We start from the raw sequence: 15,629 nt of genomic DNA on the forward strand, positions 1-15,629 counted from the left end.
GGAGGGTTTGCGTATGGGAAGTAAAAGAACCAACAGATCGAGGCTTTCGGTGGTCCTCATAGTATTCTTCACTTTGTTTGCAGTCGGCTGCACGTCCAATAGCGAAGGTCCAGCGAACAGCAGCACGAGCCCAAGTGGAACGGGGAGCAAAGGCGGAGGAGCTGACTTCAACGCAACAGGCTTTCCGATTGTAAAAAATAAAATTACGATGAGCGCGTTCGCACCGCAATCGGCGAATATTGCTGATTTGAATACGAATTGGTTTACCAAATATTTGGAAGGAAAGACGAATATTCATTTGAACTGGCAGCTTGTCCCTGGTGAGACAGCCGCGTTGAATGAGAAGAAGCAGCTGCTGCTGGCCAGCGGTGATTATCCCGATATTTTCATGCAAGGGAATCTCACAAAAGAGGAGCAGCTGTTGTACGGTCAACAAGGCGTACTCCTGCCTCTCAATAAGCTGATCGATCAATACGCACCGAACATCAAGCAAGCGTTCAAAGATATTCCGTATTTGGAGAAGGCGATCACTGCGCCGGACGGCAACATTTATGCGATACCTTCTGTGAATGAATGTTATCATTGCCAGTTCTCTTCCAAGATGTGGGTCAACACCAAGTGGCTGCAAAAGCTTGGCCTCAGCGCACCGAAGACGACAGACGATTTCTATAACATGCTCAAAGCGTTCAAGGAGAAAGATCCGAATGGCAATGGCAAAGCGGACGAAATTGCCTTAACGGGTTCACCGACAGGCTGGCATACGGATGTTGAATCGTTCATTATGAACGCTTTCGTTTATTACAATGCGGACAACAACTATTTCATGATGAATGGCGGCAAGTTGGCGACGTCCGTCGATCAGCCCGGCTTCAAAAAAGGACTGCAATTTTTAAACAAACTGTACGCAGAAGGTTTGATTGATAAAGAAGCGTTTACGCAAAAATCGGATGCGCTTTCGCAAAAAGGGAACAGTCCTGATGTTGCCATTGCCGGGGCGATCCCCGCAGGCTGGTTCGGGGAATTCACCGATGCCTCGCCAACGGCTACGCGCCACAAAGACTATGATCCGATTGCCCCGCTGACAGGACCAGACGGCGTATCGTTCACACCGCATTATATTGGCATTGGGAACTCGGTATTTGCCGTGACGAACAAAAATGCGAATCCGGAAGCAGCTATTCGTCTTGCCGATTATTTGTACTCGGATGAAGGCACGACCTTATCCAATTTTGGCGAAGAAGGCCGGAATTGGGTGAAGGCGGAGCCGACGGATAAGAACACGCGTGGAACTGCAGCTAAGTTCAAGGTAAAAGAAACGTCTTACGGGGTAGGTCAAGTTCAGAACGACCATTGGAATCAAATGGGACCGGGCCTTCGCTCGTCAGAATATCGTGAAACGGCGTATACCGCCAGCCAAGATATTTATACGATGGATGGTTTGGAAACTCGCTTGTATAAGGCGACTAAGGAATTGTATGAAGGCCATCAACCGAAGGAAGAATTCCCGACGGACATTTTCTTGACGAACGATCAAGCCAATCAAGTCAAGCAATTGAAGCCGATTATTACAGATTATGTGAAGCAGTCTATGCTGCAGTTTATTATGGGAGCCAAGAGCATCGATAAGGATTGGGATGCTTACGTGAAGGGCCTCAAAGATTCGGGAATGGACCAATTTATTCAAATTTATCAAGATGCTTACGATAAAATGAACAATAAAAAATAACAGATACACGAAGGAGGCAAAACATGAATAAACGTTGGGAGCGAACAGCCTGGTTTCGAGAAGCGCGTTTCGGTATGTTCATTCATTGGGGATTGTATGCCATCCCCGCAAGGGGGGAGTGGGTACGAAGCGTCGAAAAGCTGAGCAATGAGGCGTACGAACCCTACTTCCATGAGTTTGATCCGGATCGCTACGATCCACGGGCCTGGGCGAGAGCAGCGAAAGCGGCGGGGCAGCAATACGCAGTGCTGACGACGAAGCATCACGATGGGTTCTGTCTTTTTGACAGCGAGTTTACAGCGTACAAAGCGACGAATTCGCCTGCGCAGCGGGACTTGATTCAGGAATATGTGGAGGCGTTTCGCGATGAAGGCTTAAAGGTCGGTTTTTATTATTCGCTCATTGATTGGCATCATGAAGATTATCCTGCCTACGGGGATCGGATTCATCCGATGCGGGGTAACGAAGCTTTTCGGAACAAGGCCATTCAGTTCGAACGCTATGTCGACTATCTGCATGCTCAAGTCAAAGAACTGTTAACAAATTACGGTAAAATCGATATCATGTGGTTCGACTTCTCTTACGATGAGATGACGGGGGAAAAGTGGCGGGCAACGGAGCTTGTTCACATGATTCGCTCCCTGCAGCCAGACATTATTATCGATAACCGGCTTGGCGGCAATATTAAAGCGAGCGAGCCGGAGGTGTATGCCGGCGACTTTTATTCCCCTGAGCAAATCGTCCCGCCTGGCGGTATTGTGGATCAGAACGGTTTGAACGTACCTTGGGAAGCCTGTATTACACTCAATGACAACTGGGGCTATCATGCGAAGGATCAGGCCTATAAGTCACCGAAGCAAGTGATTCGAGCTTTAGTGGAATGTATTAGCAAGGGCGGCAATATGCTCCTGAATGTGGGACCGGATGCACGAGGGGAAATTCCGAAGCCGTCGCTTGAGATTTTATCGGCTGTAGGCGAATGGATGCAGCGTAATGGCGAAAGCATCTATGGCTGCGGAGCATCCGAGCTGCCGAAGCCGGAATGGGGACGTTACACGCAGAACGGATCCATGTTATATGCCCACGTATTTGATCGTGGCATCGGTCCTCTTTATTTTTCGGGACTCAAAGGGAAAATCAAGAAGGCGCGTCTCCTTGCAGACGGCTCAGAGCTTAAAGTATCTTTGCCTTGGATGGCAGAGCAGTATTCAGACACGGCAAGCGGGGCTTTCATTCATTTAACCGGCGCTGAGCTGCCTGATGATAGGGATACGGTCATCGCGCTGGAGATCGAATAGAAGATGAGGTGATCAGCGTTGAAGGTCGGACTTAGTACATATAGTTTGTTAGGAGCGTTAAAAACAGGTGAAATGACCGTTCTGGACGCAATTGCGTGGATTTCAGAGCATGGCGGCGAGCATATGGAAATCGTACCTTATGGCTTTACGCTTGTCGACCAGCCTGAGCTGGCGATTGCTGTCCGGGAGAAGGCCAAGGAAGCGGGAATAGAGCTATCCAATTATTCGATGCCCACGAACTTCGTCCAGCCTACCGAAGACGCTTTCGAAGCTGAAGTGGAGCGTGTCAAGCAGCATGTCGATTTGGTGCATAAACTCGGTATGAAGCATATGCGCCATGATGTGACGGCCTTCACCTTGCCGCCTGAAGCGATGACCATTCAATGGTTCGAAGAGCATCTGCATGCGATGGTAAAAGGAAGCTGCCTGATTGCCGATTATGCCGCTCAATATGGGATCACGACAACCATTGAGAACCACGGCTTCAGCGTACAGGCGAGCGATCGTGTGCAGCGCGTATTGACTGAGGTCAATCGCCCCAATTTCAAGACAACGCTCGATATCGGCAATTTCATGTGCGTCGATGAGCAGCCTCTCATCGGTGTGCGCAAAAACTTGCCCTATGCTTCGCTGATCCATGTGAAAGACTTTTATTTCCGGCATTATGACGAGGATCCTGGAGAAGGCCCTTGGTTCAGAACGTCAAATGGCAACTATTTAAGAGGCGCGATCGTTGGCCAGGGAGATCTTGACCTGCGTCGAATCCTGAAGCTCATTAAGGCATCGGGCTATGACGGGTACATGACGGTTGAATTTGAAGGGATGGAGGAATGCAAGTCCGCCTCCAAGATCGCCATGAATAATTTGCGGCGGTTATGGCAGGAGGCTTGAGGCTTACGGCCTGCTGCCTGAGGTCTGAGGCGTGAGGCGTTAGGCGAAACAAGGTGAATAGAAAAAAGGAAGGAGCTGAGCTCCTTCCTTTTTTTGTGAAGCCTCACAACCGTGGAACCATGTTACTGCACGCAGCCTAGTCCTCTGGAAATATGAAGCGCTACGTCGTGCACGGTTAAGCCGAATTCTTGCAACAGCGAATCGTTAATTCGCCATTTGGGGCCAGAAATGCTGAGGGAGGCGACGGGTTCGTTCAAGTGATTAAAAATAGGGGCTGCTGCACAGCGCACATCCGATTCGTGCTCACCGTCGTCAATGGAATAACCTCTCCGTCTGATTTGCTCCAGATCGCGAAGCAGATCTTCTCGCGTGACAAGCGTGCTGGGCGTGTAGGCGGTAAACCCATCTGCGGCAATCTCATCAACTAGGGAGAGCGGAGAAAATGCCAGAATGGCTTTGCCGACACCTGTGCAATACATCGGGTTGCGAAGGCCGATCTGCGAATGCATGCGGATCGTCTTGGACGATTCGACCTTGTCGACATAGACGACCTGGTGGCCGTCCCGAACGACGAGGTGCACGGTTTCCCCGAACTGATCGGCAATCTTCTTCAGATATGGCGCTGCAATATCGCGAACATTTAACGTCTTCTGGGCGATTGCGGCCAAACGCAGTGAATAGACGCCGATTCGGTAGCGCTCGGTATGGCTATCTTGCTCCACGAGCCCCATTTTTTGAAAAGCCGCCAAATGTTTGCACACACTGCTGGGACTTTCGTTCGAAAGACGGGATATTTGACTGACGGACGCGCCGTCAAGCTGTTGATCGCATAGTTCCGAAAGCACGTGGAGCACATTCAATGCTTTTAAAACAGTTGATGAAGCTACCTTATCTTTGCTTTCTCCTGTCGTTATGACTCTTCGAGCCATGCTGTTCCCTCCTAGTATAAAGGCGCTTCACGCATCATTTTCGTATTAGAAATAATATTTCTATTTCTTAATGTTAGGGGATGGAATACCTATAGTCAATGAAGAATTTTTGCGTTGACAGATTATGGGAGCAGTTTTATAGTGGTGATAAGAACGGAAATAAAGTTTCTATATTAGAAATAAGAAAGGACATGAATCGACATGATCATTACAAATGTGGAAACGTTTATCGTCGGGAATTCATGGAAAAATTGGCTGTTTGTCAAACTCCACACGAAAGAAGGCGTTTATGGAATCGGCGAAGGTACGCTGAACGGTTTTGCCAAAACGGTTGAGGCTGCCATCCATGAGCTGAAACACTTGTACATTGGCATGGATGTCCATGATGTAGAAACAATTGCCTTGAAAATGACGCGTGACGTTTACTCCGATGGCGGGCAGATCCAAGGATCGGCGCTGGCTGCTATTGAAACCGCTTGCTGGGACATTATCGGCAAAGAGGCTGGGCAGCCATTATACAAGCTGATCGGCGGAAGCTGCCATGATAAGCTCCGCTGCTACGCCAACGGCTGGTATCGCGGGCCCAGAGAACCGCAAAGTTTTCACGACAAAGCCAAAGAAGTTGTCGCCAGAGGTTACACGGCGCTCAAGTTCGATCCGTTCGGCAATGCGTGGCGGACCGTGGAGAAGAAAGATTTTCAACTGGCGCTGGAGATTATAGCTGCTGTTCGTGAGGCGGTCGGCCCAGACGTCGATATTTTAATCGAAGGACATAACCGGTTTAGCGTACATACGGCCCTGCAATTCGCTGACGCGATGCTGCCATACAAACCGACATGGTTTGAAGCGCCTGTGCCTCCTGGACGGATCTCTTCCATGGTCGAGGTCGCAAAGCGCAGCCCTGTTCCTGTTGCCTGTGGCGAAGATTATTACAATCGCGAGCAGTTTGCCGAGCTGCTGAAGCATGATGCGGTACATATTGTCCAGTTGGAGCCCCAATATCTCGGGATTGCGGCTTCCAAGCAAATTTGCGGCATGGTTCACGCGCATAATGGCGTCACAGCGCCGCATAGCGCTCAAGGACCGATCTGCTCGGTGGTCTGCGCACATTTAAACATGGCGACGCCGAACTTTTTTATTCATGAGATTTTCGATGAGTTTAATGATCCTTGGGAAGAACGCTTGCTGATGCCATCGTTGAAGGTGGAGAACGGCTACCTGCAGCCGCCGGATGGTCCGGGTCTCGGAATCGACCTCAATTTGGAGGAAATCGCTAAACATCCTTACGATCCCGGACACTGGCTGCCGCTCTTTAAGCAAGGCTGGGAGAAAAGATCCAAGTTGGATTGATGAAACCATTCAAGGAGACGGAGAGGAGGGGTGACGGTGAAAGCATTAATCTATGAAGGACCGAGAAGCATGCACATGCGGGAGGTGGAAATTCCCGTACCCAAAGCGGATGAAGTGTTAATTCGGGTGGAACGCGCAGGGATTTGCGGATCGGAATTAAGCGGGTATTTGGGTCATAATTCCTTGCGGAAGCCTCCGCTCATTATGGGGCATGAATTTGCCGGGACGATCGCGATGACAGGAAGCGCCGTTTCACGGTTTAGTCCCGGGGAGCGGGTGACGGCGAATCCGCTGGTGTCCTGCGGGCGCTGCCGGGCTTGCACGACGGGAGCAGCGCAATTATGCCGTGAGCGGCAGCTGCTCGGTGCGCACCGGCCGGGAGCCTTCGCCGAATTCGTCACGGTAGCGGAGAAGAACGTCCATGCGCTGCCATCGCACGTAAGCATGGATGAGGGGGCGCTCACCGAGCCGTTTGCCTGTGCCGTGCACATTTGCAAGCTTTTGAAACCGTTTCCCACAGATCGCTTGCTGATCATGGGAGCGGGTCCGATCGGGCTCCTCGCGCTTCAAGCAGCGCACGCCTTCGGGCTTCGAAACGTAGCCGTTATCGATATTAACGAGGAACGTTTGGAGATTGCCGAAGAGCTTGGCGCGCAGACGGCTCGCCATGTTAGCGATTTGGCCGATGGAACCTTTGATGCCGCTGTTGACGCTGTGGGCATGCAAATCACGCGACAAACCTGTGTGGATCATGTAAATCCGGGAGGCCGGGTTGTGTTTACCGGTTTGCATGAAGAAGCCAGCATGCTGCCTGTGAACAAGTTGATCCGCAGCGAGATTCAAGTGACGGGCGCCTTTGCTTATCATTCCGACGATTTTGAGACGGCACTGCAGTGGATTAGCGAAGGAAGAGTCAGTTTGGCCCCTTGGACGAAACACGCGCCACTGGAGCAAGGCGGCGCCTGTTTTGAAACTTTGATTGCCAATCCGGGCAAGACCGCCAAAATCATGTTAACGTTGAGTGATTCCGAGAAGGAGCTGCAGGAATAATGAAGCTCATACAATTAGGAACTCATCTTTAACGTTCCTTATTTGCTGTCGTTTCTCTCCCGAACCATCACGCTGCAGCGAGGTGATATCATCAGTTCGGGCACGCTGTTTGGCGTCGGGATGGGGCGCAATCCGCAAGTATGGCTCAAAGATGGGGATGTTACGGAAATTGCGATTGAGAACATCGGATTGTTGACCACGACATATCAGGCTGAGACCGATTAAGGAGGGACGTGCGAACCCTATGAGTCTGGAACTATTCAAATTGGATGGCCGTGTCGCATTAATTACAGGCGGGACGGGAGGGCTGGGCAAGGTGATGGCACAAGCGCTGGCAGAAGCGGGGGCTGATGTAGTCGTCACTAGCAGAAACAAGGAGAAGGCCGTTGCGTCAGCAGAAGCGATTGCGCAATCAACAGGGCGGAGAACGCTGGGGATTGCGGTCGATGTCACGGTTGCAGAGCAGGTGGACGCGATGGTCGAATCCGTCATCGGCGAGTTCGGTCGAATCGACATCCTCATTAATAATGCCGGCATCAATGTACGCAAACCGATTGAAGAATTTGATGAAGCCAGCTGGGATCTGGTGCAAAATACGAATTTGAAAGCCCCCTTCTTATGCTCCCGGGCTGTTGGCAAAGTCATGAAGCAGCAGCGTTACGGAAGAGTAATTAATATGTCATCGATGCTGGGGAGCATTGCGCTTCCGGAACGGGGAGCCTACTGTTCAAGCAAAGGCGGGCTCATTCAGCTGACGAAAGTGCTGGCGCTGGAATGGGCGCCCTACAACATTACGGTGAATGCGTTATGTCCCGGACCTTTTGCTACGGAGCTGAATCAAGTGGTGATGAACAACCCGGAGGCCAACAAATTTTTCATCGACAATATTGCATTAGGCCGCTGGGGAAGGCAGGAGGAGCTGATCGGCGCGGTGGTGTATATGGCGTCGGATGCTTCGAGCTTCATGACCGGCACCTCGCTTGTTGTTGACGGCGGTTGGACAGCGAGATAGCAACCTGCAATCTGATAAAAAGGGTGATCATTCATGAAGATTGGTCTTTCCGTATATGGTACCACCTACGCGATGGGCATCCATCCCAAATCCAGCCGTCTGCGCATTACGGCATCGCAGCTGCTGGAACAGGCTGTCGAATACGGCCTGCAAGGGATTGAACTGCCGGTTTCGCTCCTGGAAGGCGAGGATGTCGATGCGCTGGCGCAGGCCGCCCGCGAACGGGATTTTTATATCGTCGTGGCTTCAGGCGGGTACAATCCGAAAACGCTGGCCGCAGCGTGCGAGACAGCTGCCCGACTGGGCGCACCGATCGTTCGCACAGTGGTCGGCGGCGCAGGGTTTGGCGGTGACCGGCGCAATTTCGCCGGAAGCTGGCAGCCGTTCCTGCACGAAGCTTTGACTGGTTTGAAGGAGGCTGTCCAAGCGGCAGAAGCGTGCGGTGTCACGTTGGCGGTGGAGAACCATCAGGATCTCGCCTCCGAGGAATTGCTCTGGCTGTGCGAGGAAATCGGCTCGCCCCATTTTGGCATCACGCTGGATACAGGCAATCCACTGGCTACCGCCGAAGAGCCGGTCGCTTTCGCCCGCACCATTGGCGGGCATTTGAAGCACGTGCATCTCAAGGACTATTGGATCTACTTGAGCGAGGAAGGCTATCGTCTTGTGCGCTGTCCGCTTGGCCAAGGCAGCGTGGATTTTGCCGCTTTGTTCGAGGTGTTCGAAGCGGTGTGCCCGAATGTCAACATGTCGCTTGAGCTGGGCGCTCTGGAAGCGCGCCATACCCGAGTGCTTTGCGACGATTATTGGCCGGAATATCCGGCACGATCCGCCTCGCAGCTGGCAAGCGTAATCCGCTTCGTGCAGGCGCAGGCGAAGCCTCCTGGCGACTGGCGGACGCCTTACGAGAAGGGCGATACGGAGGCGAATATCATGGCTTATGAACAGCGACAGCTGTTTGCCAGCGTGGCCTATATGCACAATTTAATGCGTTCACAAAGTGAGTCGAAGGCGCGGATGCTGCTGTAAACCGGAGAGGAGATGGGTGGAGTGCATATCGATTTAAGAGGGCAAGTGGCAATTGTCACAGGGGCAGGACGAGGAATCGGCAAAGAAATTGCCTTAACCTTAGCCAGTGAAGGGGTCATCACCGTCATCACGGACATTAACGAAGCGAATCTGACCGAAATGAAAGAAGAATTTGCCCGCCAGGGGTATCAGGGCGCTCAGTTCCAATGCGATGTCCGAGACTATCTGCAGATCGAACAGGTGGTGCGCAAGGTTGAGCAAACGTACGGCCGCATTGATATTCTTGTCAATAATGCCGGTGTTGCAGGGGGAGGTCCTGTGGAGGCGCTCGCCGAGGAAGTCTGGGATCTAAACCTGGATATTAATCTGAAGGGAACCTTTCTAATGTGCAAGGCCGTAGCACCGATCATGAAAAAGCAGCAATCCGGGCGGATTATCAACGCCGCCTCCTTCGCAGCGATCGTTCCTTCCTACGGAAGCGCAGCTTATGCCTCTTCCAAAGCTGGCGTCGAGCAGTTCACTCGCGTGCTGGCCGGGGAATTGGGTCCGTGGAACATAACCGTCAATTGTTATGCCCCCGGCATGATCCCGACCGATATGAACCATTTTGCCGAACAGCCGGAAGCGCAGCAGCAGCGTCTGCTGGATACGCTAACCCTGCGTCGCTGGGGGAAAAAGGAAGATGTCGCTTACTTGATCTGCTTTCTCGCCTCCGATTTTGCCGGCTACATAACGGGGACGATGATCGATGTCAGCGGAGGGAAGCTGGCCACGCAAATCCCACGTGTGGCTTATGAACGGGCAGCAGCGGAGCAGGGGCAGTCGGCGATGCTAACCCAGGCAGCTGGGGAACGGCAGGGAGGGTGAAACGATGAACGACGCGTCCATGTTCCAACTGGCAGGGAAAACAGCGCTCGTTACCGGCGCCGCCAAAGGGATCGGGGCAGACATTGCTGAACAGCTGCTCCGACTCGGTGCTAATGTCGTGCTCGCCGACGTAGATGATCGAGGTGAAGAGACGGCTGAACGGTGGCGCCAAGGCGGTTATACGGCCAGATTTATTCACAGCGATGTCTCCAAATCCGCTGATGTGGCTCGTATGGTGGCCTATGCGGAGGAGGCGTTCGGAGGCCTGGACATCCTGGTCAACAATGCTGGCATCTTTCCGCGTGCGGATCTGTCTGAAACGGATGAAACGTTTTGGAACCGTGTGATGGACATTAATTTGAAAGGTGCTTATTTGGCATGTCAAGCTGCCGTCCCAGGGATGATCCAACGGGGGGGAGGCAGCATCATCAATATTGGCTCGCTGCACGCAACCAAGGGAGCGCCGGAGACATTGGCCTATGCGATTTCCAAAGGCGGGTTAGTCACCCTGACACGCAACTTAGCTGGCGCACTGGCCGTGCACAAGATCAGGGTGAACTGCGTTCACCCTGGCTGGGTTGCCTCCGACGGCGAGCTGGCTCGGCTGGCTTCGAACGGCGAAGACGGCGATTCGCTGGAGCAGGCGGTGCGCCGCATGCCGATGGGCCGCATGCAGACCGGCGCAGATATTGCTGCAGCCGTCGTCTTTATCGCCTCGGCGATGGCGGGGCAAATTACCGGGCAGCAATTGACGGTGGACGGCGGCATCGGATTACGTTAACGAGTCTCTTATGCAAGGGAGAGGAGTGAAGCACGGATGACGAAAATTGCTTTTATCGGAGCAGGCAGCTTGGTGTTTACGAAAAATCTCGTTCGCGATTTACTGACATTTGAAGCTTTTCAGGATTGCACGATCGCTTTGATGGACATTAGCGCCGAGCGTTTGAGTTATGCCCAACGCGCCGTCGAGAATCTGATCGCTGCAGGGAACTATAAAGCGCAGGTCGAGGCGACAACGGACAGGGCGGAGGCGCTCAAGGGAGCGAATGGCGTGGTCTGCACGATCCTCGTTAATGATTTGGATGTATGGCGGACGGATCTGGAAATCCCGAAATCGTACGGCGTGGATATCAATATTGGTGATACCCGTGGGCCGGCGGGCATTTTCCGTTTTCTCCGCACGGTGCCGGTGATGCTGGATATTTGCCGGGATATCGAGCGTTATTGTCCAGATGCAATTTTTCTGAATTATTCCAATCCGATGGCCATGCTGATCAGGGCCATGCAGAGCGAAAGCAGCGTGCAAGTGACAGGTTTGTGCCACAGTGTTCAAGGGACGGCCAAGATGCTGGCAGACTGGATCGGCGCACCAATGAGCGAGATTACTTACCGTTGTGCCGGCATTAATCACCAAGCGTTTTACTTGGACTATAAATGGAACGGCAAGGATGCTTATCCTTTGATTCGTGACGCGGTCCTGAATCGTCCGGAGATTTATAACGAGGAGCAGGTACGGAACGAAATGTTCCTGCATCTGGATTATTATGTGACCGAATCGAGCGGACATAATTCGGAGTACAATGCCTGGTTCCGCAAGCGTCCGGATTTGATCGAAACGTACTGCACGCATGGCACGGGTTGGAATCCCGGTGCCTATGCGGCGACCATCACCTACGCCGAGCGATTGCGCGCAGGCTGGCAGCAGCAAATGGAAGCGTGGCGGGATAGTCCGATTAATCTGCAGCGGGGCGAGGAATACGCTTCTTACATCTTTAACGCGACCATTGGCGATGGCACGCTGTTCGAATTCAACGGCAATGTCCGCAATTTCGGATTGATCGATAATTTGCCGGAAGGCTGCTGTGTGGAAGTGCCGGTGCTGGCTTCACGAGGGCGGTTAAGCCCGATTCACGTCGGATCGCTGCCGGACCAACTGGCCGTTCTGGTCAACACTAGCGCAAGATGCGAGGAACTGGCGGTAGAAGGAGCGCTGACCGGCGATCCGCGCAAAATTTTTCATGCCATCTGTTTCGATCCTTTGACTTCCGCTGTACTTAGCCTGGCTGAGATCCGCTCGATGGTTGACGACATGTTCGCAGCTAACCGCAAGTGGCTCCCTCAGTTCAAGCACTACTCTTGATTCTCTATTTCGGATGCCAAGTCCATCATCATGAAAATTAGCGCTCAAATCGTAGATTTGGATCATATGAAAGCGTTGCCATTCGGGTTATGATAGTGATGTGAGCAAGGTATGAAGTATGAGATAAAAGGGAGGATTCGCATAAAAATGAAAAAATCATTTTTTAGTGTAATGGCTATCGGCTTATCCCTCAGCGTTGTACTCTCCGCATGTTCGACCCGACCCAGCAGCAGTTCAACGGGAGCTTCGACGCCAGCCCCAGCAAACAGTCCTGCGGCAGCGCAATCCAGCGCTCCAGCGCCGGCGGATGCGAAAGCAAGCGGCGACAAAATCAAGTTAACCGTGTACAGCACGATCTCTGAGCTTCCTAACCAAGAAATGATGAAAGGCATTGCAGCAGACTTTACCAAGGAAAATCCGAATATTTCGGTAGAGTTTCAATTCCCTGGCGCTGAATACGAGAATATTTTGAAAGTAAAAATGGCAGCCAACGATCTGCCTGATGTGTTCGATACACACGGTTGGGCTGTCATCCGCTACGGCAAATTTTTGGCTGACCTGCGCGATGAGCCGTGGGCTAAAGATTTGACGGACACCATTAAACCGGTTGTGACGGATAAGGACGGCAAGGTAGAAGCGCTCGTCATGAGCGAAGCGAAGGACGGGATCTCCTATAACGCCGAAATTCTCGATAAATACGGCATTACACCGCCCAAAACGTTCGATGAATTGATGGCGGCTGCAGATAAGATCAAAACCGGCAGCAACGGTGCGGTAACGCCGTTCTTTATGTCAGGCGTCGATAACGGTATGATCGGCGGATTCTCCGATTTGTACGCGACCTCGATGTTCATCAGTCCGGCGACGAATGATGCCCAAACGCTGCTCAACGGCACGTTCGATTGGAACAAATGGACGCCACTGGCGCAAAAACTGGCGGATATGGGCAAGAAAGGCTACATCAACAAAGATGTGCTGACCGCCAAATACGCAGATATGCCGCAGCTGTTCGCGCAAGGCAAAGTGGCCTTCGTATTCGGGGCGCCATCGTTTGCAGATGAAGTGTATAAATACAATAAAAACGCCAAAATCGGCATTGCTCCATTGACATCCATGGTGGAAGGCGACGGCCAATCGTTCTCGGGCGGCGAGCGTTATACGATGGGCGCCTGGAAAGATGGCAAGCATTTGGCGGAATCGAAGAAATTAATCGCGTTCTTTGCCAAACCAGCGAATATGTCCAAAATCGCCAATGCGACTAAGCTGCCGGCAGGTTTGAAAAATATTGAATCCAACCACGAATTCACCGCTTACTACAAACAGTTCGAAAGCATTCGTGTGTTCCCTTATTTCGACCGCGTCTATTTGCCGAACGGCATGTGGGACGTGATGTGTAAAACAGGTGTCGCGCTATTGGCGGGAACGGTCACGCCGCAGCAATTCTCCGATAAGATGAAGTCCGAATATTTGCGACTGCGCAGTCAGTAATCTCTGCAAAGGGAGGGTCAACCACCCTCCCTTTCTTAATCTTTCGATAAGAAGGTGCTCGCATGGCTGAAACGAAATCAATGGCTGTACAGGCTAAGCCACAGGTCCGAACGCCGGAGACGGCGTGGGCGCGCATGATTCGAAGCGGGGCAATGCTAAATCTCCTCTATGTGCCCGCGCTTCTGTTGTTTTGCGTGTTTATTTTTTATCCTTTTTTTAAAGGCATGAAGATCTCGTTTACGAACTGGGACGGTTACAACCTGGACTATAAATGGATCGGTTTTGAAAACTATAAGCGGATGTTTCAAGATCCGGAAATTATCAAGGTTATCAAGAATACGGTTATATACGGTGTCGGAAGTTCGGTTTTTCAAAATATCATCGGTTTGCTCTATGCACTCTTTCTGAATATGAACATACGGACCAGGGGCTTTGTCCGTACCATTATTTATTTGCCCGTAATTATCAGCTCGCTCATCATGGGCTACATCTGGTACTTCTTCTTCCAGTATCAAGGCGGAGCCATTAACGATATTTTACTTCTGTTCGGAGACCAGCCTGCCAATCTGTTGGGGGACCCCGTAAAGAACGTATGGATTATTACTTTTGTCAATACGTACCAATATCTAGGTATTGCGATGGTGCTATATTTGGCCGGGTTACAGTCGATTCCTAGGGATTATTATGAAGCGGCCACAATTGACGGCGCAGGGCCTTGGAAACGATTCGCCCACGTTACCTGGCCGCTCATTGCTCCGGCCTTTACGGTGAGTATGGTGCTCAATTTGATCGGCGGTCTGAAGCTGTTTGACGTCATCGTCGCCTTGACCAACAGCGGCCCGGGATATGCGTCCGCTTCCTTATCCTCGATCATGTATTTGCTGTATTTCGGCAGGGAAGACGCGGGCTATGCAGCGACAATCGGCATTCTCATGTTTATTCTGATTTCGCTCGTGAGTATTACAGCGCTCGTATTTCTTAGAAGGAGGGAGGTCAACGCATGACAAAGAACAAAAGATTTTGGCCGACCTTGCTATCGCTCGTCATCTGTCTTTTGCATATTTTACCGTTCTACGTGTTAGTCACAACGGCCTTCAAGGAAGTCGCCGACCTCAGCTCGAAATGGATGTTTCCCGGTTATTTTTACTTCGGCAATTTCCTCGATGCCTGGAAGGAGGCGCATCTGGCTTCCGCTTTTCGCAGTAATTTGATTGTTACCGTGTGCTCCATCGTGCTGATTGTGGCGATCGGTTCCATTGCGGCTTATCCGTTGGCACGGCGTCAAACTGGGTGGAACAAATTTATTTATGCCGTATTTGTTTCGGCGCTGATCGTTCCCCCATTGACGATTCTCGTTCCATTGTATAAATTTATGGTAGATATTGGCGGGATGAATCAGTATTGGGGCATTATTTTGCTCTTCATTACGTTTAACTTGCCGATGACGATTTTCTTGTATACAGGTTTTATCAGCACGATTCCCCGGGATTTGGACGAAGCAGCGATGATTGACGGCGCTGGCCGCTTTCAACTATTTTTCACGGTGATTTTGCCGCTGCTGAAGCCGGTGACGGCAACCGTCGTTATTTTGTCCGGCGTAGCCGTTTGGAACGACTATCAGTTCTCTGTCTTTTTCTTGCAAAAGCCCGAGCTGCGTACGATTACGGTCGCGCTCTCCGCGTTTTTCGGTCAATATACGAGCAATGTGGGCTGGGTGGCAGCCGGATCCTTCATGGGCGCTATCCCGATGACCCTCGTTTACTTATTTTTGCAGCGTTATTTCGTCAACGGGCTTGCTTCCGGAGCGATTAAGGGCTGACGCCGGATTTCATCTCCGGCGAATATCAAG

The 15,629-nt window shown here is 51.7% G+C and carries 15 protein-coding genes; 14 read left to right on the forward strand and 1 reads right to left on the reverse strand.

The genetic code is table 11. The annotated features are described in order from the left end of the window. Positions 1 to 13: 13 nt before the first annotated feature. Genes O9139_RS11650 through O9139_RS11660 form a run of 3 tightly spaced genes read left to right on the forward strand, consistent with a single transcriptional unit; the run spans position 14 to position 3,915 of the window. The gene (locus O9139_RS11650; protein ID WP_270879644.1) at positions 14 to 1,726 is read left to right on the forward strand and encodes an ABC transporter substrate-binding protein; all 1,713 of its coding nucleotides are present in this window, start codon (positions 14 to 16) and stop codon (positions 1,724 to 1,726) included. A 23-nt stretch (positions 1,727 to 1,749) separates the two neighbouring features. After that, positions 1,750 to 3,024: an alpha-L-fucosidase gene (locus O9139_RS11655; RefSeq protein WP_270879645.1), complete on the forward strand. Its 1,275-nt coding sequence runs from the start codon at positions 1,750 to 1,752 to the stop codon at positions 3,022 to 3,024. Between the two features lie 18 nt (positions 3,025 to 3,042). Continuing rightward, positions 3,043 to 3,915 carry a sugar phosphate isomerase/epimerase family protein gene (locus tag O9139_RS11660; protein WP_270879646.1) on the forward strand — a complete coding sequence of 291 codons (873 nt, stop codon included), beginning with the start codon at positions 3,043 to 3,045 and terminating at the stop codon, positions 3,913 to 3,915. Positions 3,916 to 4,037: 122 nt separating this feature from the next. On the opposite strand, the gene O9139_RS11665 is transcribed toward O9139_RS11660, so the two are convergent. Next, the gene (locus O9139_RS11665; protein ID WP_270879647.1) at positions 4,038 to 4,844 is read right to left on the reverse strand and encodes an IclR family transcriptional regulator; all 807 of its coding nucleotides are present in this window, start codon (positions 4,842 to 4,844) and stop codon (positions 4,038 to 4,040) included. Positions 4,845 to 5,045: 201 nt separating this feature from the next. Between O9139_RS11665 and O9139_RS11670 the strand changes: the two genes are divergently transcribed. The 11 genes from O9139_RS11670 to O9139_RS11720 all read left to right on the forward strand — a co-directional run bounded on the left by O9139_RS11670 (position 5,046) and on the right by O9139_RS11720 (position 15,599). Then, complete coding sequence (locus O9139_RS11670; RefSeq protein ID WP_270879648.1) at positions 5,046 to 6,194, forward strand: mandelate racemase/muconate lactonizing enzyme family protein; 1,149 nt, start codon at positions 5,046 to 5,048, stop codon at positions 6,192 to 6,194. Between the two features lie 36 nt (positions 6,195 to 6,230). After that, positions 6,231 to 7,244, forward strand: a complete 1,014-nt coding sequence (locus O9139_RS11675) for a zinc-dependent alcohol dehydrogenase (RefSeq protein ID WP_270879649.1) — start codon at positions 6,231 to 6,233, stop codon at positions 7,242 to 7,244. Between the two features lie 24 nt (positions 7,245 to 7,268). Next, on the forward strand, positions 7,269 to 7,469 hold the full coding sequence (locus tag O9139_RS11680) for a fumarylacetoacetate hydrolase family protein (RefSeq protein ID WP_270879812.1): 201 nt from the start codon (positions 7,269 to 7,271) through the stop codon (positions 7,467 to 7,469). A gap of 19 nt (positions 7,470 to 7,488) precedes the next feature. Next, on the forward strand, positions 7,489 to 8,256 hold the full coding sequence (locus O9139_RS11685; RefSeq protein WP_270879650.1) for an SDR family NAD(P)-dependent oxidoreductase: 768 nt from the start codon (positions 7,489 to 7,491) through the stop codon (positions 8,254 to 8,256). Positions 8,257 to 8,289: 33 nt separating this feature from the next. After that, on the forward strand, positions 8,290 to 9,285 hold the full coding sequence (locus O9139_RS11690) for a sugar phosphate isomerase/epimerase family protein (protein WP_270879651.1): 996 nt from the start codon (positions 8,290 to 8,292) through the stop codon (positions 9,283 to 9,285). Positions 9,286 to 9,306: 21 nt separating this feature from the next. Further along, positions 9,307 to 10,152 (forward strand): SDR family NAD(P)-dependent oxidoreductase, encoded by an 846-nt coding sequence (locus O9139_RS11695; protein WP_270879652.1) that lies wholly within the window; start codon positions 9,307 to 9,309, stop codon positions 10,150 to 10,152. A gap of 4 nt (positions 10,153 to 10,156) precedes the next feature. Then, a complete protein-coding gene (locus O9139_RS11700) occupies positions 10,157 to 10,933 on the forward strand; it encodes an SDR family NAD(P)-dependent oxidoreductase (protein WP_270879653.1) in 777 nt (258 codons plus the stop codon). A 36-nt stretch (positions 10,934 to 10,969) separates the two neighbouring features. Continuing rightward, on the forward strand, positions 10,970 to 12,292 hold the full coding sequence (melA, locus tag O9139_RS11705; RefSeq protein ID WP_270879654.1) for an alpha-galactosidase: 1,323 nt from the start codon (positions 10,970 to 10,972) through the stop codon (positions 12,290 to 12,292). A gap of 147 nt (positions 12,293 to 12,439) precedes the next feature. After that, positions 12,440 to 13,780 carry an ABC transporter substrate-binding protein gene (locus O9139_RS11710; RefSeq protein WP_270879655.1) on the forward strand — a complete coding sequence of 447 codons (1,341 nt, stop codon included), beginning with the start codon at positions 12,440 to 12,442 and terminating at the stop codon, positions 13,778 to 13,780. 80 nt (positions 13,781 to 13,860) lie between these two features. After that, entirely contained in the window at positions 13,861 to 14,784 is a 924-nt protein-coding gene (locus O9139_RS11715; RefSeq protein ID WP_377525057.1) for a carbohydrate ABC transporter permease, read from the forward strand. Beyond that, the gene (locus tag O9139_RS11720; RefSeq protein ID WP_270879656.1) at positions 14,781 to 15,599 is read left to right on the forward strand and encodes a carbohydrate ABC transporter permease; all 819 of its coding nucleotides are present in this window, start codon (positions 14,781 to 14,783) and stop codon (positions 15,597 to 15,599) included. Before O9139_RS11715 ends, O9139_RS11720 begins: the two co-directional genes overlap by 4 nt. Positions 15,600 to 15,629: the final 30 nt, after the last annotated feature.

Origin of the sequence: Paenibacillus aestuarii (assembly GCF_027789125.1) — a bacterium.
Lineage (GTDB): Bacteria > Bacillota > Bacilli > Paenibacillales > NBRC-103111 > Paenibacillus_E > Paenibacillus_E aestuarii.

Bases quoted from the DNA above. Each gene is read 5' to 3' on its own strand.
- O9139_RS11650 (WP_270879644.1), top strand. From the start codon at position 14: ATGGGAAGTAAAAGAACCAACAGATCGAGGCTTTCGGTGGTCCTCATA.
- O9139_RS11655 (WP_270879645.1), top strand. From the start codon at position 1,750: ATGAATAAACGTTGGGAGCGAACAGCCTGGTTTCGAGAAGCGCGTTTC.
- O9139_RS11665 (WP_270879647.1), bottom strand. From the start codon at position 4,844: ATGGCTCGAAGAGTCATAACGACAGGAGAAAGCAAAGATAAGGTAGCT.
- O9139_RS11670 (WP_270879648.1), top strand. From the start codon at position 5,046: ATGATCATTACAAATGTGGAAACGTTTATCGTCGGGAATTCATGGAAA.
- O9139_RS11685 (WP_270879650.1), top strand. From the start codon at position 7,489: ATGAGTCTGGAACTATTCAAATTGGATGGCCGTGTCGCATTAATTACA.
- O9139_RS11690 (WP_270879651.1), top strand. From the start codon at position 8,290: ATGAAGATTGGTCTTTCCGTATATGGTACCACCTACGCGATGGGCATC.
- O9139_RS11700 (WP_270879653.1), top strand. From the start codon at position 10,157: ATGAACGACGCGTCCATGTTCCAACTGGCAGGGAAAACAGCGCTCGTT.
- melA (WP_270879654.1), top strand. From the start codon at position 10,970: ATGACGAAAATTGCTTTTATCGGAGCAGGCAGCTTGGTGTTTACGAAA.
- O9139_RS11710 (WP_270879655.1), top strand. From the start codon at position 12,440: ATGAAAAAATCATTTTTTAGTGTAATGGCTATCGGCTTATCCCTCAGC.
- O9139_RS11715 (WP_377525057.1), top strand. From the start codon at position 13,861: ATGGCTGTACAGGCTAAGCCACAGGTCCGAACGCCGGAGACGGCGTGG.
- O9139_RS11720 (WP_270879656.1), top strand. From the start codon at position 14,781: ATGACAAAGAACAAAAGATTTTGGCCGACCTTGCTATCGCTCGTCATC.